At 46.1% G+C, this 25772-nt stretch carries 22 protein-coding genes and 1 riboswitch; of the genes, 8 read left to right on the top strand and 14 right to left on the bottom strand.

Translation table 11 applies throughout. From position 1 onward, the window contains the following. Window positions 1-16: 16 nt before the first annotated feature. Window positions 17-1135: a DUF4221 family protein gene (locus GJQ68_RS03840; protein WP_162415986.1), complete on the top strand. Its 1119-nt coding sequence runs from the start codon at window positions 17-19 to the stop codon at window positions 1133-1135. Between the two features lie 411 nt (window positions 1136-1546). Here GJQ68_RS03840 and GJQ68_RS03835 read toward each other — a convergent pair whose 3' ends face one another. Continuing rightward, window positions 1547-1774 carry a hypothetical protein gene (locus GJQ68_RS03835; protein WP_162415985.1) on the bottom strand — a complete coding sequence of 76 codons (228 nt, stop codon included), beginning with the start codon at window positions 1772-1774 and terminating at the stop codon, window positions 1547-1549. A gap of 161 nt (window positions 1775-1935) precedes the next feature. Between GJQ68_RS03835 and GJQ68_RS03830 the strand changes: the two genes are divergently transcribed. Further along, window positions 1936-3078, top strand: coding sequence for a DUF4221 family protein (locus GJQ68_RS03830; protein ID WP_162415984.1), 1143 nt, complete (start codon window positions 1936-1938; stop codon window positions 3076-3078). A gap of 321 nt (window positions 3079-3399) precedes the next feature. Here the strand turns inward: GJQ68_RS03830 and GJQ68_RS03825 are convergent, their stop codons facing one another. The 3 genes from GJQ68_RS03825 to proB are packed head-to-tail and all read right to left on the bottom strand — an operon-like array spanning window position 3400 to window position 6250. Further along, window positions 3400-3864, bottom strand: coding sequence for a YdeI/OmpD-associated family protein (locus GJQ68_RS03825; RefSeq protein WP_162415983.1), 465 nt, complete (start codon window positions 3862-3864; stop codon window positions 3400-3402). Between the two features lie 22 nt (window positions 3865-3886). Beyond that, window positions 3887-5137 (bottom strand): glutamate-5-semialdehyde dehydrogenase, encoded by a 1251-nt coding sequence (locus GJQ68_RS03820; protein WP_162415982.1) that lies wholly within the window; start codon window positions 5135-5137, stop codon window positions 3887-3889. A 27-nt stretch (window positions 5138-5164) separates the two neighbouring features. After that, window positions 5165-6250, bottom strand: a complete 1086-nt coding sequence (proB, locus tag GJQ68_RS03815; RefSeq protein WP_162415981.1) for a glutamate 5-kinase — start codon at window positions 6248-6250, stop codon at window positions 5165-5167. Window positions 6251-6411: 161 nt separating this feature from the next. On the opposite strand from proB, the gene GJQ68_RS03810 reads away from it, so the two are divergent. Together GJQ68_RS03810 and GJQ68_RS03805 are read left to right on the top strand one after the other, a co-directional pair. Then, window positions 6412-7770 carry an alanine/glycine:cation symporter family protein gene (locus tag GJQ68_RS03810; RefSeq protein ID WP_162415980.1) on the top strand — a complete coding sequence of 453 codons (1359 nt, stop codon included), beginning with the start codon at window positions 6412-6414 and terminating at the stop codon, window positions 7768-7770. Continuing rightward, window positions 7767-8861, top strand: a complete 1095-nt coding sequence (locus tag GJQ68_RS03805; protein WP_162415979.1) for a glycerate kinase — start codon at window positions 7767-7769, stop codon at window positions 8859-8861. The genes GJQ68_RS03810 and GJQ68_RS03805 overlap by 4 nt, the downstream gene beginning before the upstream one ends. Window positions 8862-9210: 349 nt before the next feature. Here the strand turns inward: GJQ68_RS03805 and GJQ68_RS03800 are convergent, their stop codons facing one another. After that, the gene (locus GJQ68_RS03800; RefSeq protein ID WP_162415978.1) at window positions 9211-9942 is read right to left on the bottom strand and encodes a LytR/AlgR family response regulator transcription factor; all 732 of its coding nucleotides are present in this window, start codon (window positions 9940-9942) and stop codon (window positions 9211-9213) included. 20 nt (window positions 9943-9962) lie between these two features. Next, on the bottom strand, window positions 9963-11894 hold the full coding sequence (locus GJQ68_RS03795) for a tetratricopeptide repeat-containing sensor histidine kinase (RefSeq protein ID WP_162415977.1): 1932 nt from the start codon (window positions 11892-11894) through the stop codon (window positions 9963-9965). A 495-nt stretch (window positions 11895-12389) separates the two neighbouring features. Between GJQ68_RS03795 and GJQ68_RS03790 the strand changes: the two genes are divergently transcribed. After that, window positions 12390-14999 carry a histidine kinase N-terminal 7TM domain-containing protein gene (locus GJQ68_RS03790; protein ID WP_162415976.1) on the top strand — a complete coding sequence of 870 codons (2610 nt, stop codon included), beginning with the start codon at window positions 12390-12392 and terminating at the stop codon, window positions 14997-14999. Between the two features lie 40 nt (window positions 15000-15039). Here GJQ68_RS03790 and GJQ68_RS03785 read toward each other — a convergent pair whose 3' ends face one another. The 3 genes from GJQ68_RS03785 to GJQ68_RS03775 form a co-directional block, all read right to left on the bottom strand. Next, complete coding sequence (locus GJQ68_RS03785) at window positions 15040-15360, bottom strand: 2Fe-2S iron-sulfur cluster-binding protein (RefSeq protein WP_162343603.1); 321 nt, start codon at window positions 15358-15360, stop codon at window positions 15040-15042. A 15-nt stretch (window positions 15361-15375) separates the two neighbouring features. Further along, window positions 15376-16380, bottom strand: a complete 1005-nt coding sequence (locus GJQ68_RS03780; protein ID WP_162415975.1) for an NAD(P)/FAD-dependent oxidoreductase — start codon at window positions 16378-16380, stop codon at window positions 15376-15378. 98 nt (window positions 16381-16478) lie between these two features. Further along, window positions 16479-16913 carry a MarR family winged helix-turn-helix transcriptional regulator gene (locus tag GJQ68_RS03775; protein ID WP_162415974.1) on the bottom strand — a complete coding sequence of 145 codons (435 nt, stop codon included), beginning with the start codon at window positions 16911-16913 and terminating at the stop codon, window positions 16479-16481. 184 nt (window positions 16914-17097) lie between these two features. Between GJQ68_RS03775 and GJQ68_RS03770 the strand changes: the two genes are divergently transcribed. Continuing rightward, a complete protein-coding gene (locus GJQ68_RS03770; protein ID WP_162415973.1) occupies window positions 17098-17883 on the top strand; it encodes an SDR family oxidoreductase in 786 nt (261 codons plus the stop codon). Here the strand turns inward: GJQ68_RS03770 and GJQ68_RS03765 are convergent. The 5 genes from GJQ68_RS03765 to GJQ68_RS03745 form a co-directional block, all read right to left on the bottom strand. Then, window positions 17878-18858 carry a c-type cytochrome gene (locus tag GJQ68_RS03765; protein WP_162415972.1) on the bottom strand — a complete coding sequence of 327 codons (981 nt, stop codon included), beginning with the start codon at window positions 18856-18858 and terminating at the stop codon, window positions 17878-17880. The two genes, GJQ68_RS03770 and GJQ68_RS03765, sit on opposite strands and share 6 nt — an antisense overlap. Window positions 18859-19045: 187 nt before the next feature. After that, window positions 19046-20083: an ABC transporter ATP-binding protein gene (locus GJQ68_RS03760; RefSeq protein ID WP_162415971.1), complete on the bottom strand. Its 1038-nt coding sequence runs from the start codon at window positions 20081-20083 to the stop codon at window positions 19046-19048. Window positions 20084-20093: 10 nt separating this feature from the next. Beyond that, entirely contained in the window at window positions 20094-21122 is a 1029-nt protein-coding gene (locus GJQ68_RS03755; protein WP_162416207.1) for an iron chelate uptake ABC transporter family permease subunit, read from the bottom strand. Further along, window positions 21115-22278 carry an ABC transporter substrate-binding protein gene (locus tag GJQ68_RS03750; RefSeq protein WP_162415970.1) on the bottom strand — a complete coding sequence of 388 codons (1164 nt, stop codon included), beginning with the start codon at window positions 22276-22278 and terminating at the stop codon, window positions 21115-21117. Before GJQ68_RS03750 ends, GJQ68_RS03755 begins: the two co-directional genes overlap by 8 nt. 95 nt (window positions 22279-22373) lie before the next feature. Further along, a riboswitch (cobalamin riboswitch) is annotated at window positions 22374-22591 on the top strand. Continuing rightward, window positions 22561-22725: a hypothetical protein gene (locus tag GJQ68_RS03745; protein WP_162415969.1), complete on the bottom strand. Its 165-nt coding sequence runs from the start codon at window positions 22723-22725 to the stop codon at window positions 22561-22563. It overlaps the preceding riboswitch by 31 nt. Window positions 22726-22758: 33 nt before the next feature. Between GJQ68_RS03745 and GJQ68_RS03740 the strand changes: the two genes are divergently transcribed. Both GJQ68_RS03740 and GJQ68_RS03735 read left to right on the top strand, forming a co-directional pair. Further along, window positions 22759-24654 carry a TonB-dependent receptor gene (locus GJQ68_RS03740; protein WP_162415968.1) on the top strand — a complete coding sequence of 632 codons (1896 nt, stop codon included), beginning with the start codon at window positions 22759-22761 and terminating at the stop codon, window positions 24652-24654. Continuing rightward, a complete protein-coding gene (locus GJQ68_RS03735) occupies window positions 24651-25697 on the top strand; it encodes a YncE family protein (RefSeq protein ID WP_162415967.1) in 1047 nt (348 codons plus the stop codon). The genes GJQ68_RS03740 and GJQ68_RS03735 overlap by 4 nt, the downstream gene beginning before the upstream one ends. Window positions 25698-25772 lie beyond the last annotated feature (75 nt).

The raw sequence follows: 25772 nt of genomic DNA, 5'->3' as shown, positions 1-25772 counted from the left end.
TTAAAACAAATACAAGATGCGAAATGTATGGTACCTCGCCATTATTTTATTGGTTTCCTGTGAGGGGAAAGTGGGCAAAACCGGTCCGGACTACTTTTCCAATCGGCAATTTTCTCTGGACACCGTAATGATCGATTCCGGTGATGAAATTCTCTTTGTGAAGCACCAGCTTTTGAATGCTGACATGGGTAAGGACGGGAAATATTTTTATAATTTCAATGGTGATGACCATACCCTGGAGAAAATTAACCTGAATGAGTTGCGCCTGGAGGAAAAGCTCCCTTTTGAAAAAGAAGGACCGAACGGGACCGGGCCGGGGATAGGGGTGATGAGAATTATCGATGAAAGCCATGTTTCCATAACGGGTATGTATCAGAGCTCCTTATTCTCTATGGAAGGGGAAAAGTTAATGACTGTTTATTATGAAAACTTCTCTTTGGCGGATTGGCATAACGGGGGCGATCTGTTAAAGGGAGATAGGGTGTTATTGGACCCTGATGCAAAGCGACTATATGGATTGATTCAAGGATATGAGGATAAAAGGTTTGTTTTGGGACTGCTCCATTTGGAGGAATATGAAACTTCCAGAGTTGAGCTAAAAAGCTTTGAGAGATTACCTGATTATAGCTTTGAATATACGATCTCAGGAAAGGCTACAGTTCATATGAGCGAATCACCAAAAGTGGGGATAGAAAAGTTTGGTAAAAAAGTGATACTATCGAATGAAATCACGAATGCTCTGATGTGGTACGACACGGAGATGGATTCTTTGTTTATGAAATCATACGATAGCCAGCTTACTGCCAACCAAAAAGAGAAAGAATACCAAAAAGTACATGAAACTCCTGAGGAATTTAAGGTTGAATATGCAAGGTATAAACAAGAAGTTAATTTCATGTCACCCTTTTGGGATAGTGACAGACAATGTTTTTACCGGTTTTCCTATGAGGAAAATGAGAGCAAAACGATGGTGTATTTAACAGCATTTGACAAGGACTTAAACATGCTGGGAGAAATTTTAGTCCCCCAATTGACCAAAAAGCCCGGAAGGCATTTTGTCAAGGATGGGAAGGTTTGGATGTATGAAAATATGGAAGATGAAATGGGGTTTATCAGGTTGGCGATTAGCGAATAGCATTATGAGGTTATCCTGTTTATGACGGAGCCGAAGCATTTATGGTGTAATTCTTATTTGAGCTTTCAGGGATAAATGGTTTGGCTAAAGCCGGGGACATCGATAAATTCAACATTGCCTCCAGCTAAAGCAGGAGGCAATTGAATCAAAAGAACCCTGATTCCAAATTATGGCTGAAATCAATGGGCGATCCCTCTTCAATAGGAATGCGGCTTTAGCCCATTCAAAAATATAGCAATCCAATGTCCTGGGCTTTAGCCCAAATTTTTGATAGGACGGGTGTTGGGTTATCCAGGTTTAGCTAAAGCCTGGGATGCGGACAATTTTCCGATTGCCTATAGCTATCAGGCAATTGATGATAGGTAAAGCTGCTTCCGGATCATGATAGATCTATCTTTAACCGAACAACCCTCAATAGAATTGGGCTTTAGCCCATTCCAAATTATAGATTTCCAATCCCCTGGCTTTAGCCAAAATTGCTGGGAAGAACACCAGCAAATCATTAGCCCCTTCAATAAAGTAATTGCCCAATTCACAGGTTGAACTATAAATTTGGATGTTAGGGTTTGAGATAAAGTTTTGGCTAAAGCCAATGATGCTGGCGAATTCATTATAGCCTACAGCTAAAGCAGTAGGCAATTGATATAAATATTCAATAGGAACTAGCCTATTCCTATTTACCCGTCCATGATTTGGGGTTAAAAATGGTTAAACTAACTCATTTTACTTCCATTATATCCTGAAAATGAATAGGTTTAGGAAATGTTGCTTTACTTTTATTACATACACCTTTGAATCCAATGTTCAACAGAACTTTTCTTGGCATTTTACTTATTGTAGGTTTTTCCTGCGGAAAATCGCAAGATGCCGCAAACGTTGAAACAATTTCTTACAGCGTTGATTCCGTGGTAGTAGACTCCATGGGAGAGATTTTGTACTTGGAATATCTATTGCAAGTCTCGGATTACTGTCAGGAAGATGCGTTTCTGTATAACTACAGCGAATTTGACCACAGCATTGAAAAGATAGATCTGGACCGGCTGGAACTCGTGGACAAATATCCGCTTCAAAAAGAAGGCCCGGATGGTACCGGTTCATGGATCTCCTCGCTCAAAAGTTTGGGGAATGGAAAATTGTTCCTCGCAGGGCAATTTGGAGGCCATTTTAATTTAGAAGGCAGGCTGGTGAAAAAATTTGATTGGAATAATATTTCCCTCGCGCAGGGAGGAATGGCTGACAAAGAAAATGTATACCAGCAAATGGCAAATCCCAGCTTTGATCACCTGGCCTTTGGATTGGTTACTGACCATTCGACAAATCGGATATCATTAAAAAAGCTAAACATAGCGGACACCCTTATTTCTACATTTGAAATTGATCCTAACGGGAATTATAAAAAATACACACTTGGAGATCTGACAACTTATAATAAATGGGATCCCCGGGTCTTTATAACCAGTCAACAGGATAAGATGATCATTTCCCATGAGTTTTCAAACGATTTTTATGTGTACTCTCCGGAAAACGATGAACTTCAACAAGTGACTTATTCCTCCCAACATACACCAAGCAAGGTAACAATAGCTACCGAAGGTGACTTAATAAATTCGATTGAGGACAGGATCAATGCCCTGGAATCTTACCACGAACAGGTAAGTTTTGGCCCCTTGGTTTGGGACCTACAAAACAAGAGGTATTTGAGGCTCTCATCCTCAAGAAGATTTGGTGAAGAAAAACGAGAGAGAAGATTGCTCCATGAAACAACTAATATCGATGTATTTCTCAGTGTTTTTGATATGGAATTTAATCTGCTAAGTGAAACACCAATACCTAAGCTTACTATCAATCCCTCTTCTAAATATTTTGTGAAGGACGGGGTGTTGTGGGTTTTTAAGAATCGAGAAGATGAGATGGGATTTGTTAGGGTGGCGATAAGTGAATGAAATGATGATATTATCCTGTACCCATTCCACGATCGGAACGGGGTATTTATGGTAAAATGGGGATTTTTAGCTTTTTGGATAAATGGTTTGGCTAAAGCCGGGGATATTGGTGCATTCCTTAGTGCCTACAGCTAAAGCAGTAGCCAATTGATTCAAGGAGATCGATTCTGAATTTTTAACGGATTTTGCAGATATATCACTCTTGCATGTGCTTTAGATGGCCTCCGCGGCGTACTCGACATGAACTCTTTTTCTCGCTGCGGCCGCAAAGCATTCGCAACGGGCGCAGCTGGTGCTGCCTTTTTCTCCCGGCCGGAAATTTTACTCCAAAACCTCCAGCAACTTTAAGATGTTAGCCGTTTTTTCATCCGAAGATTTGGCATCCACAATGGCTTCCAAATACAGGGTTTGCTTCCATACAGGTAGGGAATAAAATTTCTCCAGGCTACCCGGACTATCCTTCAGGCAGACAAGTACTTCTTTCGGAATGGAGGCGGGTGCGGCTACTTTGTATAATTTCACCAGCACTTCATCTCCGGCCTCTTTGCCCAGGACCTTACGAATCCTGGCATTTACCGGCAAAAACAGTTCCTTATTTCCCTTGGGCATTAGCTTGACGGTACCCAAGAGGTAATCGTCCAGGCTGCCCTGAACGCGTACCATTCCAAAGGGAAAACGTTTCTCATAAGGTACTTCTGCCAGCGAAATGTAGGTCCATCCCCCTTTTCCGGGAAATTTTTCCAGAAGCTTTCGTTGATGAACCAGTGGGGTTTTATCAGAGATCATGAGCTAAGGAACCTGAACGTACTTAGGGACGGACTTGGCCGTTTCCACGGATCACCCATTTGTAGGAAGTCATCTCTTCCAGTGCCATGGGGCCTCTGGCATGCAGTTTCTGGGTACTGATACCAATCTCCGCACCCAATCCAAATTGGGCTCCATCCGTAAAGGCCGTCGAGGCATTGGCATATACCGCTGCCGCATCTACTGCCCGTAGAAAATGGGCAATGGTCTTTTCATCTTCCGCAATGATGGCTTCGCTATGTTTGCTGCTGTACCTGGCTATGTGTTCCAGTGCGGCATCCAGCCCATCCACGGATTTGATGGCCATGTGGAGCGACAGGAATTCTGTTCCAAAATGGCTTTCTTCAGCTGGCTGCAACAGATCTTCCGGATACTTTCCGGACAGGGCTCCGAAGGCGGCAGTATCGGCAAAGATGGTTACCCCTTTTTCAGCAAGTGGCTTGGCTATTGTTGGCAGGTCATCCAGCCGGCTTTTGTCCAGCAGCAGGCAGTCCAGGGCATTGCAGACACTTACCCGTCTGGTTTTGGCATTGCAGATAATGGCCGTGCCTTTTTCCAGGTTGGCGGAGCGGTCAAAGTAGGTGTGAACGATTCCAGCTCCGGTTTCGATCACGGGAACTTTGGAATTGTTCCGGACAAAGTCTATCAGCCCCTGGCTTCCCCTTGGAATGATGACATCCACGTAGCCAACCGCCTGTAATAGTTCTTTGGTGGCTTCCCTGTCGGCAGGAAGCAGAGCCACTATATCGGTAGTAATTTTATTTTTTTTCAAAACGGAATGGATCACCTCCAGAATGAGGGTATTGGAGGCATGGGCATCCGACCCACCCTTCAGCACCAAGGCATTTCCGGTCTTTAGGCATAGGCTAAAAACGTCAAAGGTAACATTGGGGCGGGACTCGTAGATGATGCCGATCACCCCGATGGGAACGCTGATTTTCTGAAGTTCCAGGCCGTTGGGTAGCTTTTTTTCGGCCAATACCGTTCCAAGTGGCGTGTCCAGTTTGGCCACATTGATGAGGTCCTCGGCGATATTTTCTAGCCGTTCTTCGCTGAGTTTAAGCCGGTCATATTTGGGATCAGACGGATCCATGCGGTCTAGATCCTCCTGATTGGCATCCAGGATTTCAGGTGTGTATTTGATGGCGGCCATGGCCAGGTCATCCAGTATTTTGTTGATTTTCGCTTCGGACAGCAGGGACAATTGCCTGCTGGCAGCTTGAACGTTTTGAAAGGTTTTTTCCAGGTTTTTCATAGAAAGGATGTCTATTCCGGGCAATGATCAGTTCGATTCAGAAATGTAAAGGTAATCATAATGTACCAATGGCCTTTGCCCGCTGAGGCCAATTTTGTCCCGGGCCGTTTCCGCACCGTATTCGGCCTTCCCCAACCCGATTCGTTGGCCGGTGGCATCCATGATGCGGATAATGTCTCCCTTCAGAAAGTCTCCGTTGATGGACAGAATGCCTATGGGCAACAGGCTGGTAATTTTTTCGGAGAGCAGGGCTTTCTTGGCTCCCTCATTGATCATTATCTCTCCTTTGGAATAGGTGTCGCTATGGGCAATCCATTTCTTTTGATTGTGTTTGGATTTTCCAGGTTCAAAATAGGTACAGCGGAGTTTCTGGTGGTAAAAGTCGGTTAAAACCCCCTCCTTTTTTCCATTGGCAATCATTACTTCAATTCCCAGATCCGCAGATTTTTTGGCCATGGTCATTTTGGTCAACATTCCGCCACGGCCGAAGGAAGAAGTACCTGTGGCAATGTACTGGCTGAGATCGGGCATTTTCTGCCCTACATGGGCAATTAATTCAGAACCCGGATCGGAGGGATGCCCTTTATAAATACCGTCCACATTGGTGAGCAGGATCAGGCTGTCGGCATCAATCATGGCGGCCACCAATCCGGCCAGTTCGTCATTATCCGTAAACATCAGTTCGGTGACTGCCACGGCATCGTTTTCATTGATCACCGGGACCACTTGATTTTTGAGCAAACCGTCCAGGCAGTTTTTCATGTTCAGGTAATGGGTCCGGTCACGGAAATCTTCCTTCGTCACCATCAATTGGGCAATGGGATAGCCCTTTTGGGAAAACAATTCCTGATACGAGCGGATGAGGGCAATCTGTCCGATCGCCGCCCAAACTTGTTTTTTGGAAACAGCATCGGTTTTCGTGGAGAGTTGCTGGGATTTTCGTCCAAAGGCTACCGCTCCGGAAGTAACCAAAACTACCCGAATTCCTTTTTCCAGGAGAAAGGCCATCTGATCCACTAAATTACGCATGCGTTGAACGTCCGGACTCCCATCGTCCAGGGTCAATACATTGGAGCCTATTTTGATAACAACGGTTTGTGGTTTTCGGATCATGGGGGAAGAATTTGCGGGCATTCCCGCAAAAATAGAAAGCTTTCGGGAATTTGGCTACCATAAGTAACCTATTTATCAGATCGGCTCAAGGGTATTTTCGGAATTTATCCTTACTTTGGAGGGATATTAATCGAATTTTTGGCCACTAAAATTAGAGAAACTTGGGAGATTTAATCATTGCCTTCAGTAATTGGATTTGGGGAACACCATTGTTGGTCTTGTTGATGGGCGGTGGTTTTTTCATGTTGTTTTATTCCCGCTTTATCCCATTCCGCGGATTGCGGCATGCGATGAAAGTAGTGGGAGGCAAGTACGATGACCCCAATGCTTCGGGAGACATTACCTCTTTGCAGGCACTGTCTTCTGCCATCGCCGCTACCGTAGGTTTGGGGAATATCAGTGGCGTGGCCCTGGCGATCGGTACGGGAGGCCCGGGAGCCATTTTCTGGATGTGGGTTTCGGCATTTGTGGGCATGGCCACCAAATTCTTTACCTGTACCCTCGCCATCATGTACCGGGGAAAAGATTCCTCAGGTCACGTTCAGGGAGGTCCCATGTACGTAATAGAAGAGGGTATGGGGAAAAAATGGCGGTTTCTTTCCGTCATATTTTGTGTGGCCGGGATCATGGGTTTGCTGGCCATTTTTCAGGCCAATCAACTAACGGAAGTCTTGCGGGTGGTGCTGTTGCGCCCATTTGGTTTGGACTGGGGTCAGACATCCCGCTGGATTATTGGAATCACGGTAATGTTATTGGTAGCGGTGGTCATTTTGGGAGGTATCCAACGGATTGCAAAAGTAGCCTCCCGGTTGGTGCCTTTTATGGTGACCATGTATTTTGTCTGCGTATTCATCATTCTTTTCAAAAACCTGGGAGAGGTGCCAGAGATGCTTTTGTTCATTATAGAAGATGCCTTTACCGGTAAAGCGGTTTTGGGAGGAGCTGTGGGGCAGGTAATTATCATCGGTGCCAGAAGGGCCGCGTTTTCCAACGAAGCGGGAATCGGAACGGCGCCCATGGTGCATGGTGCCTCGAAAACCAGCGAGCCGGTAAGAGAAGGCTTGATTGCCATGCTGGGCCCTTTTATTGACACGATCGTCGTTTGTACGCTGACAGCCCTGGTTATTTTGGTTACCGGGGTTTGGCAAACGGGGGAGCGTGATGGGGTATTACTGACTTTGTCGGCATTTGAACAGGGCTTACCCGGAATTGGAAAATACCTATTGATGGCTGCCGTACTTATTTTCGCCCTTTCCACCATGTTTACCTATTCCTATTACGGTCACAAATGCTTTAATTACCTGTTTGGTGCTGATAAGGCTGATTATTACAATTACTTTTACCTGATCACCATAGTCGGGGGAGCGGTTACCTCCCTAAGTGTGGTGATGAGTTTCGTGGACGGTATGTATGCGGTAATGGCTTTCCCCACCATGATTTCTGCCTTGTACCTTTCTCCTAAGGTGATAGCGGCTACCAAAGATTATTTTGAACGCATGAAAATTCTCGATGAAGAATGAAATGGCTTATCGCACCGAATGCATTTAAGGGAACACTGGAAGCGGAAGAGGCTGCCGCTATCATTGAAGAAACCATTCAGAACTGCCGCCCCAATGACCAGACCGATTGCTGCCCCATTGCGGACGGAGGGGATGGTACCTGTTTGTTGCTGAGCAAACAATTGGGACTGGAAAAAGTAGAGGCTTGGGTATGTGGGCAGCTGGGCCGATCACAAAAAGGCTTTTTTGGATACGAGCCTACTTCCCATACCGCCTTTCTGGACGTGTCCACGGTTTCGGGGGTCAAAGACCTGAAGGATCAGGAAAAAGATCCCTGGACCTGTAGTACCTATGGAACGGGGGAACTGATTCGCCTGGCAGTTGAAAAAGGCGCAAATCACATCGTGCTGGGATTGGGAGGAAGTGCCACTATTGATATGGGTACCGGGATTCTTCAGGCGCTCGGCTTGCAATTTTTGGATAAAAATGGCCGGGAACTGATTCCTTTCGTTCCGGGATTTTTAGAAAAAATAGCCCATATTCAGTTGCCACTGAAATTACCTGAGTTACGCATCACCTGCTTGTGTGATGTGGGTAATCCTTTTTTTGGGAAAGAAGGAGCCATTCCGGTATTTGGTCCGCAAAAAGGATTAACCGTGAACGAGCAGCCGCGATTTCTGGAAGCTGCCCAAAATCTTTTCGAACGAATAAAGAATAAGTCTAAATGGGAGGTAGAAGATCAAGCTTGTTTTGGTGCAGCGGGTGGCATCGCTTTGGGATTGCATGCCTTTTTCCCGGTGAAGCTGGAGCAAGGTGCCGGATATTTTTTTGACAAAACCAGCATGGAGCAGCGTATTCAGGAAGCGGACAGGGTGATAACTGGTGAAGGCCGGTTCGACTCGCAGTCAGCGCAGGGGAAGGGGAGTTATGAGTTATTGCAGTTGGCCAAAAAATACGGAAAAAAGAGTTGGCTGATCACCTCCGGTGAGGAGGGAAGGGAAGCGGGCTTTGACACCGTTATCCGTATGCCTGACCTGGACTTTGCTGCTTCAGACCTGAAGGAGCGGGCAAAATTAAATTTACGGGAAGTACTGCTGAAAAAACTTAGCTGATTCGGTTTAGATTTTGGGTTTCAAACCGATAAAGGTTAAAAGGTGCCTATTGATAGGTTCTTTTAAAGAACGCATATTTCTTGTTAGAAAAAAATAGGGATTTACGCCACTGCCATAGCGGAGACGCAGAGAACACCGCGAGCGTTTTAATTACTTTCTATACCTAATGGTTAATTTGAGGGCGATAGCTATTGAAATTCAATGCCCGCTCTCACCGCGCTTGCTACCATATCTTTGGACTCCAGGCGATTAAAGGTGGGTTTCACTAGGGTGTAAGGAAATAGAGATGGTGCCGTCTACCCCTGATTTCTAGTCAATTAAGATCTACCCGGATTCAAGGAGGTTTATTTCAAGAGAGGGTATTGAGGTTTTTAATTAATTCCTGCCTGTGCTGTTTGCTGATGGGTAGCTTTTTTTTATTGATTTCCAGAAAGGTATCTGCTACGGCATCCAGCTTGGAGATGTTAACGAGAAAGGACCGGTGGATACGGATAAACTCCTGATCTGGCAGCTTTTGATCCAGTACTTTCAAGGGGCAAACAACCAGAATGGATTCGTTTTTGGTATGGATTTTAGCATAGTTTCGGTCTGCTTCTACATAGTAAATATCTTTAAATAAAATTTTAACTAGTTTGTTATGCGTTCTGACGAATATCCTGTCTTTCAAAAAGGTAGCGGACGCTTCGGCTTCAGAGCTTGGTTTTTCCAGTTCGTATGTAATCTGCTCGGCAGCCAGCGCCAGGGTGCGTTCAAGTTCTACAGCCTGAAAAGGTTTGGCAATAAAGGCAAAAGGGCGGGTGGATTTAGCTTCTTCAAAGAAATCCTGCCCGATATTACCTGTTAGAAAAATGGCCTTGACCTCTTGAATTTCCTGCATGCGAGTAACTGCCTCGATGCCATTTAATTTACCTTTTAATCCAATATCCACCAAAACCAGTTCCGGGCGGTGTTCCTGAAAATGCAGCACCGCTTTTTCCCCACTATTTTCGATTCCAGACACCAAATAGCCTAATTTTCGGACGCTTTGGGCCAGATGAGTGGCTTGCAGCAGATCATCTTCCAGGATCAAAATTTTTATCATATTGGTTTTAATTCATGGTGTTACGGGTGAAATACGAATCGGAAGTGGGTCCCTTGATCCGGTATTTTGCTCATTTCGCCATTCAACTGAATCGATAATAGCTGAATCAATTGTCTTCCAAAACCGGGAGAAAGTGTCACCTCCTCTTCCTCAAAGCCTATCCCGTTATCCCGGTAATCGAGCATTAATTCGCTGTCTTGCCAGTAGAGTGATATAAAAAGGGATCCCAATTCCATTTTGGGAAAAGCATATTTCAGTGAATTAGTGATTAATTCGTTGACAATCAATCCAATCGGGATAGCGGTTATGATGTCCAGGGTTATTTTTTCCATTTCACAGTACAAGATTGCCTTGCCCCTGGCTCCAAAACTATTGATGATATCTTCTGAAAGTTTGGTAAAATAATCCTTCATTTCTATGTAGGCCAGGTCTTTTCCCTGATAGAGTGTCTGATGAACCAAGCCCATGCTTTGTACCCTGCTTTGGCTATCCAGCATGATTTGCTGCAACTGGGGATCCTGAATCCGCTCTGATTGCAGGGAAAGTAGGCTGCTAACGACCTGCAGGTTGTTTTTAATCCGGTGATGGGTTTCCCGTACCAGGTGGCTTTTTTCCAGGTTTTGTTCTTCCAGTAGCCTGTTTTTCTTTTTGATAATGCGATAGCCCCTATAGGTGACGAGCGATACAATCAGCAACAGGCTGGTGCCAAAAATCCAAAAAGTCACTTGTTTATCTTGTTTGCTAAGGATCAGTGCCTGTTCTTTTATAGTGTTGTCTTTTTGCGCAAGCTCAAGGGCGGCTTCCAGGGAAGCCATCTTTTTCTCGGCCTCTTCATTAAAAATGGTCCGGTTAAGTTCATGGTACTTTTTGAAGGCAACCAGTGCCTTCCGGGTTTTACCGGTGGCCTCGTAAGTTTCACTCAAATGTAGGTAGGCCTGTTTGGAAAAAAAATGATCTCCGGAATCCGGTCCGGCTTCGGCGATGCTTTGAAGGAGGTAATTTTCAGCGGACAGGTATTCCCTTTTTAAAAGCTGTACTTCGCCTATCGCCAGAAGGGATCTCATGCGCATGAAGGAATTTTTAAGTAAACTGGCATATTCCAGGGCCAGATAGGCGGATTTTTCGGACTGGTCTAGTGCTCCTTTTTTGATTTGGAGACTGGTGAGGGCAATATAAACATCGCTGAGGTTATTGTAAAACCCAAACCTTTCGCCGATGGCAATGCTTTTTTTAAAGTGGTTTTCAGCTTCTTCCAGCCTGGAAAGTGCGATTAAATGGTTGCCCACCACATAATGGGTAAAGTCAAAATCCATATCCGGAATACCTCGCTTTTCAAAAAGATCCAGGGATTTGAAACCTAGCTCCAACCCTTCCTTGTAGTTACCCTGTTTCCAGAGTAAATAGCTCATGTCACTGTAGGCCATGGCCTGGGCCTTAATTTGTCCGGTTTTTTCCCCCAAATCCAGTGTTTTTCTTGCCCATTCGAAGGCAGGGGCCAGCTCACCCCTTCTTTCGTAAACGTATCCCAAATTGGTATAGGCAAGCCAAAACTCTGATTCAGGGACCTCTTTCAGCGCCATTTGCAACAGCATCTCCGCCTGGTCCGTTTCGTCCATGCGCATGAGGATGGCCCCTTTGATTAGCTGAAACCTACCTTTCCAAAGAGCATTTTTTGAATGGGTCGCCTCATCAAGTCCGAGTTGAATGATATGCAGTGATTTTTCCAGATGACGTGAATGCGTGTAATAACCCCAATCCCATAGCACTTGCCAGCGAAGGCTGTCCTTTTCCTCATACGATTGGGCTAGCTGCGCTAATGATTCCAGGTATTCGGAGCCAAAATCGGGAGGGTAGGTAAATATTGCTCGGTAATCTGCTGGGTTTTTAGGGATTGGTGTGCCAAAAGAAAAATAAAAGCAGCAAATCCCGACCAGTAAAAAGCAATATTTCATAATTTAAATATAATAAAATTCCTCATAAATCCGACGCTATTTAGAGTTAGGTGGCCGTAAATGGAGCAATTTTTCTGTTCCGGAAGCGAATTGGTATCATTGGGACAATATTTCCATACGTTGGGAAAAATTCGTTTGGAAATCGGCGTTAATACCCTTTAATTAGACGCGCTTAGTTACTAAAAGCATTTAAGATTAAGGTTTTTTAACAATGGAAAAACAGCTCCTTTTGGGAGCTGTTTTTTTTGTGTCCCTCCAACCTGTTTTTCGCCGGTTTCAGAAAAGTAATTTTAATCCGTAGGTTAAAATTTGGAACCTGCAAATAAATTGATACATACCCATTTTTTGATAATGTAAAAACTATATTCGGATATCTAACGCCCATTTTTCTGATAAAATAATATTTCTAAAGTACCAAAAGTGCTTTTATTCATCTATATTACCTCTTAATTCGAACCGCTTTTTGTGATGTTTTCGTTTTTACATTTCCATGTCATGTTTTTTTTATTGATGGCGGTGGCGGTAGTCCCGTTATTGTTTCCACTCTTTATTCGAAAGGAAACCGCAGAAAAAGCTTCCAGTTATTTCTTTTGGATAATGGTGGCCTGTTTTATCTATTCTTTTGCCTATGTGTTGGAATTGATGATGGTGCCCAAAACCGGCAAAATCCTCATGATCAAAGTGCAGTACCTGGGTGCTGTGGCATTTGCCCCGCTGGTCTACTTTTTTACCCTGGTCTATACTGGAATGGAAAAATGGATTACCACCAGAAAGCAGCTTTACTTCTTGATTTTGCCACTGGTTAACTTACTTTTAGTATGGACTACCGAATGGCATCACCTCTTCTACCGGAATTTTTCGCTTACCGATGCAACCTTATTTCCGGTTTTGGTAACTCAAAAAGGCCTATTTTACTGGATACACCAGGGCTATACGCTCTTATTGCTTTTTAGTAGTCTTTGGCTATTGATTAAACGAATTTCGGAAATACCAATAGCAAATTCCAGGCAGGTAATCATGGTTGTTTTAGGACTTTGCAGCCCGCTTATCATTTATTTGTGGTATTTGACGGGGGCAATTCCCTATCAACTGGATCCCATCCCGATTGGATTTTTAGGCACCGGATTTTTCTTTTTTTTGGGACTTAAAAAATTCAACTTGTTTCGGATCGCACCAGTGGCTTACCGAACCCTTTTTGATAACCTTCAGGAGGGCGTGATGGTCCTGGATAATCAGGGAGAGCTCGTAACGTTAAACCTATCTGCAGCAAAACACATTGGGATAGGAAAGGTCCATCATAAGTTGGCTTTATTTGAAATAAGGCAAAACTGGCCGGAAATAGCCGGTTTGCTCAGTCCACCGGAAGCTTATCGGATTAGGGAATTTACACGAGAAAGGGAATCGCATACGTACTGGTATTTGCTTAGCAAATCTACTGTGTCGGTGGATGGAAAAGATGAGGTCGGTAGTTTGCTCGTATTGCGGGATATTACCCAGGAGAAAAATTTTCAATTGGAAATTGAAAAAGCGAGGGTACAGGCGGAAGAAGCCAACCGGGCAAAAAGTGAGTTTTTGGCTAATATGAGCCATGAGATCCGAACCCCCCTGAACGGAGTCATCGGATTCACCGAGCTATTGACCCATACCCAGCTAAATGCGCAACAAAAAAGATATGCCCAAACCGCGCTATCTTCTGCTTCCGCCCTGCTAGAACTCATTAATGATGTTCTTGACCTGGCCAAAATAGAAGCAGGAAAGATAGACTTAAACCTCAATACGGTGGATATTCATGTCCTTCTCGAAACAATCATCGATGTTTTAAGCTTTCAGGCGCACCAAAAGGGACTGGAGTTAATTCTGGATTTGGAAGCCAACGTTCCTTTGAAAATTGAAACGGACGAACTTAAACTCAAGCAGGTATTGATTAACCTGCTAAATAATGCGTTGAAATTTACAGATAAAGGGGAGGTGATTTTAGGGGTTTCCTGGCTGGAAGAGGAGTCCCGAAGCAACAGGGGTAGGCTTCGCTTTGCCGTGCAGGACAGTGGGATAGGGATCGCTGAAAACAAGCAGCAATTGATATTTGATGCCTTTTCTCAGGCCGATTCTTCCACCACCAAAAAATTCGGAGGCACGGGGCTTGGGCTGACCATCTCCAATAAATTACTCTCGCTGATGGATAGTCGGATTCAGCTTGTTAGTGAGCCGGGTATGGGAAGCACTTTTTTCTTTGATATGGAAGTTGAAAGAAAGGAAAATAGGATCGAGGAAGTGGTTATCAAAGCCATTTCCAAGGTATTGGTATTGGACGGAAACACTTCGTCAGGTAAGGTCATTGCCCGTTATTGCGAAGACGTTGGATTAAAAGCGGTCCGGTCCCAAGCTATTAACGATGCTTTTTTCGCCCTTGAAAAAGACCCCGAAATTGATCTTGTATTGATGAATAATCGCTTGATGGGAAAAAACAGCCCTGCTGCCATGCAACAGATGATTCGCCTGACGGAAAAGCATGGAAGAAAAGTGACATTTGTGGCCATGATCGGAGGGAATGATAAAGATAGCCTAATCCAATCCTATAGGGAAATCGGGTGCGCGCTGATTCTGGATAAACCGGTAACTCCCTCTAAATTGAGACAGTTGATTAGCAAAGAGCCTTATACTGATTACGATACTCCGGATAAATGGCTACACTCTGACGAAGGCAGCTCTACATATGGAAAGCGTTTTAAACTTTTAGTGGCCGAAGACAATCCGATTAACCGCATGTTGGTGAAAATTTTCCTGGAAAAAATGTCTCCGGAGGCGCTGGTGTTGGAAGCTGAGAATGGCAAGGAGGCATTGGCCCTGTTTTTAGAACAAAACCCCGACCTCGTGATCACGGATGTTCACATGCCGGAGATGAATGGGTATGAATTATTGCAGGCGATACGGGAACTGCCCTTCGGAAAAGAAGTGCCGGTGATTGGATTTACGGCCAATGCCTTTCCGGAAAAAGCGAGTGCCGGGAAACCCTACGAATTTGACGATTACCTAATCAAACCGGTAGTGCAAAAAAAATTCAAGCAGGTGGTGGGTAAATGGATGGAAAACCCGCCCACTTCGTAAAAAAAGGTGAATGACAAAAATGCCATTCACCTGCTAGTTGTTAATTGTCTTCCCCTCTGAGTTTAATGATGGCTCCATCCAGTTCCTCAGAGATCCTGATCTGACAGGCCAGTCGACTCGTTGGGAAATATTCAGGCAGGGCCTCCAATTGATCCAATTCCACATCGGTGGCCTCTCCCAATCCGTTTTTGCCCTCCAATACTTCAATATGGCAGGTGGCGCACAGGGCCATGCCACCACAAGTGGCTAGTACAGGATACTCGGAAGCTTTCAACACTTCCATCAGGCTTAACCCCATGTCATCCGGGGCTTCTATGCTTTGGCGATTGCCATCGTGATCTTCTACGGTGAATGTTACCATTTGGCAAAAATACGATTAAAATGAATTGACTCCGTTAACAGTGGTGTATTTAAAACTTAATTTTTGATCTGGGTAAACGTATTTGAAAGCAGATTGCATCATGATGGCTGCCTCATGGAATCCACAGAGTATCAGTTTTAGTTTTCCAGGATAGGTATTGATATCTCCGATGGCATAGATCCGCTCTACCCCTGTAGAATAATCCCTTGTGTCTACTTCGATGGCATTTCGGTCAACGGTAAGCCCCCAGTCGGCGATGGGTCCGAGTTTGGGGCTGAGACCAAAGAGCGGTATCAGATAGTCCGTTTCAATTTTAATCTTACTTTTGGCTTTGTCTTCTAAAAAAACAGAGGCAAGATGTCCGTTTCCGCCCAATTCCTTCAGGTTCGCAGAAAGAATCAGATCGATTTTCCCCTGATTGGCCAGGTCAAAAACCTTGGCAGCAGAATCAGGTGCTCCCCGGAACGTTTCATTTCGATGAACCAGCGTAACCCTTTTGGCCACATCGGACAGGTAAATAGCCCAGTCTAGCGCAGAATCTCCCCCGCCCGCAAGAATTACTTTTTTATCCCGAAATTGCTCCGGATTTTTGACCATATAAGCCACTCCTTTTCCTTCGAATGTTTCCAGATTTTCCAACACCGGCTTTCTGGGTTCAAAACATCCCAAACCTCCGGCAATCACCACTACCTGTGCATGGATCTGAGTTTTATCATTCGTGGTCAACGTGTACGATCCATCCTCTTGCTTACTGAGGTGGTCAATTCGTTCGCCCAGAGAAAAAGTGGGTTTGAAAGGCTTGATTTGATCCATCAGATTATCTACCAACTCCTGTGCTTTTACCTCCGGATAGCCGGGGATATCGTAAATGGGCTTTTGTGGATAAATTTCCGACAACTGACCGCCAACCTGTGGCAAGGCATCTACCAAATGGCAGCGCATCTTCAATAAACCTGCTTCAAAAACGGCAAATAAGCCTACCGGGCCTGCTCCTATAATGCAAATGTCAGTAGTAATCATGGTGTAGCTTGATTGTTTTTAATGGTGGAACCCTACCTGGGTTCAAATGTTTGTACAAATATAATTAGTATAACAACTATTTTAAATTTTCCTAGTCTTTATTCCTCCAGATTGCCGTAAATGGTATTTAAAATGCGCTTAAATTCCTCAAAATCGCTTTCATTTAAGTTTTCCCAGGCCTTTTGCCGGATCAGGGCAATTTGAGGTTTTAATTCCGCCACTTTGTCCTTTCCACCTTTTGTCAGATGAAGCTGGTAGCTCCTCCTGTCTTGCGGGTGCGGCACCCGCTCCACGTAGCCTTTCTTGCAAAGTATATCCACAATTCGTGTCAACGTAGGGTGGTCCTTAAATACCAGATGAGCCAATTCAGTCTGGCTAAGCATTTCGTTCTCGTCCAGATTTTTCATGACCAGCCATTGGTCTACCGTGATGTCAAAATCCTTTAACTTGAACTTTTGTTGGGCATACTGCTTGACCTTCCTCGCGGTCCTGTCCAACAAAAAGGAATACCTGCTAAATTGCTCGTATGTCATGCCAATTATTAGTACGGCAAATATAATTAATATTTCAAACTTTATCCCAACATACCCTATAAAAATTATAGGTTTTGTTGAATATTACCCATCGCTGCAAATAGGTTTGTCCAACTGGGCAGGAAACGCTATTTTCAGGAATTGATTTCATTTGTTAACACAAACCGATTGTAAACCATACCCTATGAAAATTGACCTAAGAGGACTCCATGCCGTAGTAGGCGGAGCTACCCGCGGATTAGGACTGGCCACGGCCCGTCAGTTGGCGGCTTCGGGAGCTACCGTCACACTAATGGCTCGAAATGAAACCAAGCTGAAGGCAGCCCTGGATGGGCTACCCAAGCCAGAAGGACAACTGCATGACTTCCTGGAAGTGGATTATCGTAATTTTCCCGACTTCCAACAGCGAAGTACGCAATTTTTTGAAGGTAAAAAAGTGGATATTCTGGTTAACAACACCAATGGGCCTACTGCCGGAAACGTGGATCAAAAGTCTACTGAGGAATACCAGGAGGCCTTCGATCTCTTGTTTAAAACGTACCATCACCTAAGCCACTTGCTAGTGGCGGGGATGAAATCCCGCGGATTCGGACGCATTCTTAATGTTTCATCCGTTTCGGTCAAAGAACCTTTGCCCAATTTGGTTTTGTCAAACAGTATCCGGACCGCGATTGTCAGCTGGGCCAAAACCCTGGCCGATGCTGTGGCTCCTTATGGTGTAACGGTGAACTCCATCCTTACCGGGGCATTTGAAACGGAGCGAATCCGGGAATTGACAGAAAATCAGGCGCAAAACAGTGACAAATCCCTGGAAGAGCTAATGGAAGCACGCAAAGCAAGCATTCCCGCCCAGCGGTTTGGTAAGCCGGAGGAATACGGTTATTTGCTGACTTTTCTGGCTTCTCCTCAGGCCGCCTATATTACTGGAACAAGTATACCCATTGACGGAGGAGCTATCAAAGGCTTATGACTTTTCCCTGGCAATGAACTTTATCACCGTATTTTCCACTGGTTCCAGGCTTTGCAGGTAATCATAGATGGCACCCAGGTCTTCCCGGTTCATACCGGCATACATGGCCCAGGGCATAATGGTCTGCATTTCACCGGGATTTAGTTTCCTAATATTCTGCTTGTTTTCGTATGCTTTAAACCGGTCAATAAATTGAGATTTGCTCCAATTTTTTAGCCCCGTTTCATGAGGAGTAAGATTGGCGGAGCTCAGGACACTACCATCAGGAAACATAAACTTCCGCCCTCCCGCAAGGGGCTCACCGGTATAGGCTCCGTTTTCAAATTGGGTATGGCAGTCTGCACAGGCGGATGCTGTGGTAAGGTATTTACCGTAAGCGATAGCATCTTCAATAGCGGGTTTTTTGGATAGTTTGGCTTTTACAGGCATGGTACGCATGATCAGATTTACCGGAAAGTCTGCTTTCGAAAGCTGATTTTCAGAAGGGGAGGGCTCCAGGCTGCGGATGTAGGCAATGACAGCTTCTATGTCTTCCGCATCCATCTTGCCATAACTGGTGTACGGCATCACTGGAAAAATGGGGTCGCCGTCTTTTTTGACTCCTGTGGTAATCAGTCTAAACAGCTCTCCATCGGTATAATCCCCAATTCCAGCCGGAGTAATGTTGGGAGAGATAAATACACCCGGGAAGCCCATACTATGGTCAAAGCGTTCGCCCCCTTTGGCTTCCGTTCCGGGTATGGGGGGCGCACTAAACAAGCTGAAGTCCCTTTGGGAGTGACAATCGATACAAAGCATGACGTGGTTGGCAAGGTATTTTCCCCGGGCTATTTTTTCAGGGCTGCTAACTACCTCATAATTTTCTGGGGCAGGCCCCACGTTTGGTAGGCCCATTGAAATGTACAACACACCTGCGATGATCAACAGGACCAGAAAGGATACCAGTAAGGTTAGTATTTTTAGAAATTTGGACATGGTTGATTGGGTTTATTGAAACTTATTAAATCCAATAATGAATTAATGAGATTTATTTTACACCATATTTTATTGATTTTATTCTACAATTATTTTAGAAGTATTTAGGTGTATTTTTAATATAATAATAGAATATTATCGATTTCGACTCCTATAAAAAACTGGTAATCAATTTAAATAAAAAATTTTATTTCAAAAAGAAATTTTCTGGTTTTAACTGATTCTGAAGGAATCGGATCATTTCGGAAATGCTGTCAAAAGTCTGCTGGTGCTGAGAAAAAGTAGCCTTGATTGCAAAGGGGGTTTCGGTAAGGAAAATGGCCTCCGGCAAGTTTAGTTCAGGGTTTTTTCGAAGGGCATTTTTAACCCAGCTCACCATGGGTTCCGGGCCTTCTATTTGGCAGGGAAGTGGCGTCGTATTTCGGATAATCTTTCCCGAAGCAGCATCTACCCGCCATTTTTCTCCAGGCAATAGCCGTTGGATGCCCCCGCTAATCATCAGGTCTTCCGGACTGCCGGTCAGCAGTGGTTGACGGGCGTCCATCAGCCAGAGTTTATCGGCCGTTTCCAATGCTACCTCCAGATCATGGGTGACTACCAAAATGGCTTTGGAAGCTTTTCGGGCCAGGTCGCGCAGCAGGTACATGATCTCAAACCGATTGCTGAGATCCAGATGTGCCGTAGGCTCGTCCAACACCATAATGGGGCTGTCTTGTGCCAGGGCACGGGCAATTAGTGCCGTTTGGCGCTGACCATCGCTCAGGGCTGATACGGTTTTATGTGCCAGATGGCTGATGGAAGTAAGCGCCATTACTTCGTTTATTTTGGCCTGATCCACCGGGCTCAGCTGCCCCCACCAGCCGGTATGGGGAATCCTCCCCAGGGCGACCAAATCCCGTACAGTAAGCAGACCGGTTGGGATTTTTTCTGTCAGGACTACGGCCACTCTTTTTGCCCGCTCTTTTTCGGAAAGGTGGGAAGCGGGGGCATTGCCGAGCCAGACTTCTCCTTTTAACGGAGGATGCTGGTGCATAATGGCTTTGAGCAAGGTGGACTTGCCCACCCCATTGGGTCCCATTAGGCAGGTAAGTTCCTTTCTGAAAAGAGAAAAACTGACACCGGAGGCCACTCCCTGAGTTTCCACCCCTGAGCGGTAGCCCAGCTCCAAGTTTTTTGCCCGAACAAATCCCTCTTTTTCGTCTTGCCTGTTTTCTGGATTATCCATTGCTGCAACCTTAAAATTCCTCGCTAAAACTTCTTTTCATGATCATCCATATGATCAGGGGAGCCCCAAAAGCAGTGGTGACCGCATTGATGGGAAGGCTGGTAGCCATACCCGGCAACTGGCTAATGGTATCGCATGCCAGGAGGATCAAAACACCTACGCCGGCAGTGGCCGGGAACAGTACGGAATGGCTTTGGGTACGGAATAGCAGTCTGGCCAGATGAGGAACAGCAATTCCGATAAAGGCGATAGGACCGCAGAACGCCGTAATACTTCCGGTAAGGATCCCAGTACTGAGGATCATGGTCCACCTCAACTTTTGGAAATTGATGCCCATGCTCACCGCATACGTTTCACCCAAAAGCATGGCGTTGTAGGATTTGATGGCGACCAGGGCAGGAATAAGTCCCAACACCACGGCACCTGCCAAATACCCCAGATCACTCCACCCGGTATTGCCCAAGTTCCCCATGGACCAAATCGTAAATAGTTTCAACTCCTCAGCTGCGCTAAAATAGGCCAGTAATGTAATCACGGAGGAAGTGGCACTTCCAAACATCAACCCCACGATTAACAACGTCATGCTATCCTTTACCTTCCAGGCAGCCAGACCCATCAGTACCAGCACGCCCATAGCACCCGCACTGGCGGCACCTACTAGTGACCAGCTATTGCCTGGATTATCCAGTATCTGCCAACCAAAAGCGGTTCCTGCCATGGTGAGCAAAGCCACCCCCAAACCGGCCCCCGAACTAATTCCAAGTACATAGGGTCCGGCCAGCGGATTTCGAAAAAAGGTTTGCATTTGCAGGCCACTCAGCGAAAGACCTATCCCTGCCAACAAGACTGTCAGGGATTTTGGTAAGCGGTATTCCATCAGGATTATTTCCCAGCTGGGTTGGGGAAATGGAATACCGGCAATCCGTCCAAGCAAGGATTTCAGAGGTATCTGAACACTTCCCAGACTCAGGTTTACCAGCCAAAGGATGACACATAGGAGTAGCACAATTAACAGCCGTTGGGATTGGAACTTATTCATCCAGCTTTTGAAAATAGTGAAAATCATGGTCCCGGGCTTTTTCGGGATGTATAATTTTGATCATATCCCACAGAACCCAATCCGGTCGCAGGTATCCCTCTTCAAAATACATCAATCCACCGGTTTCGCCTTTTTTAAGGGTATAGGTGTATACCTCATTTTCCTGAAAAGCCTGAAAATTTCTGTATTTCGGATTCTGTTCGCCCATTTGCTTCAGGGAGGCATGGTCCGCTGCTCCAATCCACAACCCGGCTTCCCGGGCTTTCTCCAGCACGTATTCGTAATTCAACGACAAACTTCCCTTACCCTCCAAATGCTGAAATAGGTAATTACCCCCGGCATCCCCAATCAGTCGGGCTACCCAACTGTCCTTCCCTGGAGCGTACCAGACATCTTTGTATAAGGTCCCGGAGAGAACGGTTGGCCGATCTTCCATAGGAAGGGAGCCTGTAATTTGACTAGCCGACTGGTAACTGGATGCAATGTGCGAAAATATACTGTCGGCTTCTTTTATCTTTCCTAAAAGTACGCCCGTGGCCTTGATCCATTCAGCCTTGCCTAAGGGATGAGCCTCTAAAAAATCGTTATTTACGACCACCGGGATTTTTGCTGCATTCAGGCGCTCTGCCAGGTTCAAGACCTCACCAAATCCGGAAACCATTACCCAATCCGGTTCCGTTGAGATGATTCGTTCCAAATCGGGAGAGGGACCCGTTCCCAGTTCCGTTACTTCGCCGCTAGCGATTTTTCGTCGCACTTCCGGTGAGGAGATCAGGTCCAGGTTGGGAAATGCCATCAGGCGATCGGCTGCATCCAGGTAGCTTAGGTGGGGGATTTGGGTGGTAGCCGTGAGAATGATTTTTTTGCTCCCCATGGGAATGGTTCCGCTTAATCCCGCCAACGCCTTGTCGGACGATTTTGAAGGATCCTGAATTAGAAAGCGGTCGGTTTGCCCCTGTTCAGGGTGAATTTCAAGCAAGTACCCGGAAGCTACCTTGAAAATAGAAAATCCCTGCGCGTAAGCCAAGGGAATTTCCTCCATGCTTTTCATCTCATGGGTTTCAGAATGATGTCCTTTAGGATCACAGGAAAAGCAAGCAGCCAGAAGCAAGGCATTGGCCCATAGAAAGCGAAATCCTGGAAAGTATTGCTGCATTTTGGAATTAATTTGAAATCCAAAGTAAACCATTGTGCCCTCCAAATCCAATAGCTAATTTTTGGCAAAAATTTTTTGAATGCGGATTTTCCCGTATGTTTGCCTCGATTAATGGTTCCCGATCCTGTACCAGGCTCTCGGGATTAATAGGGAATCCGGTGAAAATCCGGAGCTGTCCCCGCAACTGTAACCCATGCCACTTGCCGGATTCCGGCAAGAGGAATTGTTCATCCTCAGCCATTGTCTTTTTTTAGGACGAGAAGGCGGAACAACTAAGGGAAGTCAGGAGACCTGCCATTTTTTGTAGTATTCAACGCTTTCGGGAGAAAGGCGGAGAAGTAGGGTTTTATAAATCACCATTTCTGTTACTCCAGGCTTGGCCGGGTTGTTTTCCGGCAAAAGCAAAGCGTTGGTGTATCCAAGGTATAACCTGTATTCTCTAGCCATTTCTATCCGGATTCGAAAGAAACCGATGGCACCATGGCAGTAGAAAAAATAGGCGTTCCAATCCTGGCGATTATATGGCTACTGCTACCGGTAGGAGCTTTTTCGCAGGAGCTGCTCCGGGATACGGTGGATTTGGACCCCGTGGAGGTGGCTGCGGTACCGATGAGTACTTACGCTTTCGGGCAACGAGTCCGTACCCTTGGTCTATCTGAGGCGGAAGGACCTGCGGCACGTTCCCTGGCTGACCTTCTGCAGGAGCGCACCGGGCTTTTTATCCGCTCCTACGGGCCGGGAATGACCGCTTCCCTGAGCATGAGAGGTACCTCCGCCGGGCACAATGCCTTGTTTTGGAACGGGCTGCCGGTCAATAGCCCCTCCCTGGGGCAGGCTGATTATTCCATCTTCCCCATGGCGGGCATGGATCAGGTAGACATTCACTACGGAAGTGCTGGCGCGCTGTACGGGACGGATGCCATTGGAGGAGCCGTCCATCTCTCCACTTCCCTGCCGGTAAACCAAAAAACAAGCACCAGCCTCAGCACCCAATTGGGGAGTTTTGGTAACTGGCGCCAGGAAATAAGTCACCAACAGCGTATTCAATCCATATCTTTTCGAACCAGCCTGTATCGAAACGCGCTGGAAAACAGGTTCCCGTATACCGATTGGGCCAGCCCGGGTACACCCATCCGGTACCAGGACCATGCGGCCGTCAACCAACGGGGCTGGGTGCAGGATTTGCGGGCCGACCTGGGAAAAGGTCAGGTGCTGCAGGCATCCCTTTGGTTGGGGGAAATACAGCGAGAGATTCAACCCGTCCTGGGCTCATCGGGTAGGGATACCCAAAAAGATGTGAATTTCCGGACGGTGCTGGACTATATCAAAAACGGTCCGAAAGCTACCTGGAATATCAAGTCGGGCTTGGTACGAGATCGTATGGAATTTAATGGGGACCTGAACCTTACACTACAGGCGTTACTGGCTGCAGAAGTGGACTGGGAACCTTCGGAGCATTGGCAAAGCCGCACGGGAGTCCGGTATACCCATATTCAGGGTGAGCTGTCGACCTATTCCCATTCCGAACAGCGCATGGAATTGTATCAGGCGACGAATTACAAACCCCTGGATAACCTGGGGTTTTCCTTACAATTGAGACAAATGCTGCATGAGGGACAGCTCGTTCCCTTTACGCCGGGATTAGGAGTTTCATGGACGTTTTTTAAAAACCCGGTCCAGCAATGGGAGTTGACGGGAAATGCATCCAAAGGGTTCAAGGTACCGACCTTGAATGACCGGTTTTGGGTGCCCGGGGGAAATCCGGACCTTGCTTCCGAGCAAAGCTGGAGCAAGGAACTGGGCATGGACCAGCGTTTCAGCAACAATATTGTGCAGGTTTGCAATCGGCTTTCCCTGTTTCATATGAGTGTGGATAATTGGATCATCTGGCTTCCGGAGGAATCCTATTGGACACCAAAAAATGTACGCAAGGTAGTCAGTAAGGGGCTGGAGTATTTTATGGAATGGGAGCTAAAGCTGGGATCCTGGAACTTGGGTTGGGAGGCGGATTATGCCTGGACCCATACCAGCAATCGCAGCGTGGCATCAGGAAATGAGGTGGACCTGGGCAAACAACTGCCTTACGTTCCCCGCCACAAATTGCAAATGCGCTGGAACGTTAAGAAGGACCGGTTTTCCGGATTTGTTTCGGGACAATACACCGGCGAACGCTTTGTCACATCCGATAATCGAACCGTGCTGCCTGCCTATTCGCTTTGGGGAGCGGGTATGTCCCATGATTTTGCCTGGAAGGAATGGGTGAGCGGAACGGTTGGGTTGCAGGTAAATAATATTTGGGATACCGATTATCAGATACTTCGGCTACGGCCCATGCCTGGAAGAAATGTTCAATTTAATATACATCTAGACTTATGAAAAGAATGAAGTTCGCTTGTAAAATCCTATTTTTTGCGCTTTTAGTATCCTGTGGAACGGATCCGGTGGAATTGCCTCGTGGTGCCTATGAGGAAGGGGTGCTGGTCATCAATGAAGGGGCTTTTGGAGCTAATGATGGAGAGATCTTTCATTTTGATGAAGATTCCGGGGAGTTGGAGGAAAATATCTTTGAAAAAGCCAATGGCAGGCCCTTTGCCGGATTGATCCAAAACATGCGTGTTTTTGATGAGTACAGTTACCTGGTGGCCAATACCGGCAAGGTGGAAATCGTCCGATCATCGGATTTTATGAGCGTGGGAGCGGTAGAAGGGGAGCTGCTCAATTCACGGTCCCTGGTGGCTACGGACGGGAAATTATTTATCAGCGATTGGGGTGCCTATGACGATTCCTGGAATAATCCGGATTCGTTTATTGCGGTGGTGGATGGCCTGGAGGGCGGTTCGATTACCAATAAAATCGCTATTTCCTCCCGACCGGAAGGAATGGCTCTGCTCGGAAACCGGATTTTGGTGGCCTGCCAGCAGGAACAGCTGGTTTCGGTCCTAAACCCAGAAAATGAATCCGTGGAAAAGACGGTATCGGTAAGCGGCACCCCGTTTTATTTCTTTGATTATGCCAACCAATCCTACCTGTATGCCAACGATGCCGAAAACGTCTACGTGCACCGACTGGATCCGGTAAGTTTTGAGGCGGAGGAAACACATACTTTTGGCGTAGCCAACAGCATTTATAATGGCAATTTTGCCCTTACCGATAGCGGCGAACTGTTTGTCATTAGCAACCAGGCTGAGGAAGATGTGGTAGTGAAGCTGTCTCTGAGCACTGGAACGGTTTCGGAGGAGCGTTTTTATTCGGGAAATAATTTCTACGGGTTGGGATACGATGAGGCAACGCAAACCCTTTTTATAGGGGAGCATGCCGGCTGGCAGGGAAACGGCTCGGTACTACGTGTCAATTCAGCCGGAGAGTTGATAGACCAAATGCCCGCTGGTAGGGGCCCCAGTGGCTTTTATTTTCCTTGATTTCGAGGGATGATTGGGTGATGTGATGATTTGATGATGTGGTGATTTGATGATGTGGACATGTCGCTCGGGCAC

Source organism: Cyclobacterium roseum (assembly GCF_010119225.1).
Classification (GTDB): Bacteria; Bacteroidota; Bacteroidia; order Cytophagales; family Cyclobacteriaceae; genus Cyclobacterium; species Cyclobacterium roseum.
This window is presented reverse-complemented; position numbering and strand designations above follow the sequence as displayed.

Coding starts and splice junctions, on each gene's coding strand:
- GJQ68_RS03780 (WP_162415975.1), bottom strand. CDS start 16,380: ATGATTACTACTGACATTTGCATTATAGGAGCAGGCCCGGTAGGCTTA.
- GJQ68_RS03735 (WP_162415967.1), top strand. CDS start 24,651: ATGAAAAGAATGAAGTTCGCTTGTAAAATCCTATTTTTTGCGCTTTTA.
- GJQ68_RS03760 (WP_162415971.1), bottom strand. CDS start 20,083: ATGGATAATCCAGAAAACAGGCAAGACGAAAAAGAGGGATTTGTTCGG.
- GJQ68_RS03750 (WP_162415970.1), bottom strand. CDS start 22,278: ATGCAGCAATACTTTCCAGGATTTCGCTTTCTATGGGCCAATGCCTTG.
- GJQ68_RS03790 (WP_162415976.1), top strand. CDS start 12,390: ATGTTTTTTTTATTGATGGCGGTGGCGGTAGTCCCGTTATTGTTTCCA.
- GJQ68_RS03740 (WP_162415968.1), top strand. CDS start 22,759: ATGGCAGTAGAAAAAATAGGCGTTCCAATCCTGGCGATTATATGGCTA.
- GJQ68_RS03795 (WP_162415977.1), bottom strand. CDS start 11,894: ATGAAATATTGCTTTTTACTGGTCGGGATTTGCTGCTTTTATTTTTCT.
- GJQ68_RS03765 (WP_162415972.1), bottom strand. CDS start 18,858: ATGTCCAAATTTCTAAAAATACTAACCTTACTGGTATCCTTTCTGGTC.
- GJQ68_RS03755 (WP_162416207.1), bottom strand. CDS start 21,122: ATGAATAAGTTCCAATCCCAACGGCTGTTAATTGTGCTACTCCTATGT.
- GJQ68_RS03785 (WP_162343603.1), bottom strand. CDS start 15,360: ATGGTAACATTCACCGTAGAAGATCACGATGGCAATCGCCAAAGCATA.
- GJQ68_RS03775 (WP_162415974.1), bottom strand. CDS start 16,913: ATGACATACGAGCAATTTAGCAGGTATTCCTTTTTGTTGGACAGGACC.
- GJQ68_RS03825 (WP_162415983.1), bottom strand. CDS start 3,864: ATGATCTCTGATAAAACCCCACTGGTTCATCAACGAAAGCTTCTGGAA.
- GJQ68_RS03770 (WP_162415973.1), top strand. CDS start 17,098: ATGAAAATTGACCTAAGAGGACTCCATGCCGTAGTAGGCGGAGCTACC.
- GJQ68_RS03830 (WP_162415984.1), top strand. CDS start 1,936: ATGTTCAACAGAACTTTTCTTGGCATTTTACTTATTGTAGGTTTTTCC.
- proB (WP_162415981.1), bottom strand. CDS start 6,250: ATGATCCGAAAACCACAAACCGTTGTTATCAAAATAGGCTCCAATGTA.
- GJQ68_RS03800 (WP_162415978.1), bottom strand. CDS start 9,942: ATGATAAAAATTTTGATCCTGGAAGATGATCTGCTGCAAGCCACTCAT.
- GJQ68_RS03840 (WP_162415986.1), top strand. CDS start 17: ATGCGAAATGTATGGTACCTCGCCATTATTTTATTGGTTTCCTGTGAG.
- GJQ68_RS03745 (WP_162415969.1), bottom strand. CDS start 22,725: ATGGCTAGAGAATACAGGTTATACCTTGGATACACCAACGCTTTGCTT.
- GJQ68_RS03820 (WP_162415982.1), bottom strand. CDS start 5,137: ATGAAAAACCTGGAAAAAACCTTTCAAAACGTTCAAGCTGCCAGCAGG.
- GJQ68_RS03805 (WP_162415979.1), top strand. CDS start 7,767: ATGAAATGGCTTATCGCACCGAATGCATTTAAGGGAACACTGGAAGCG.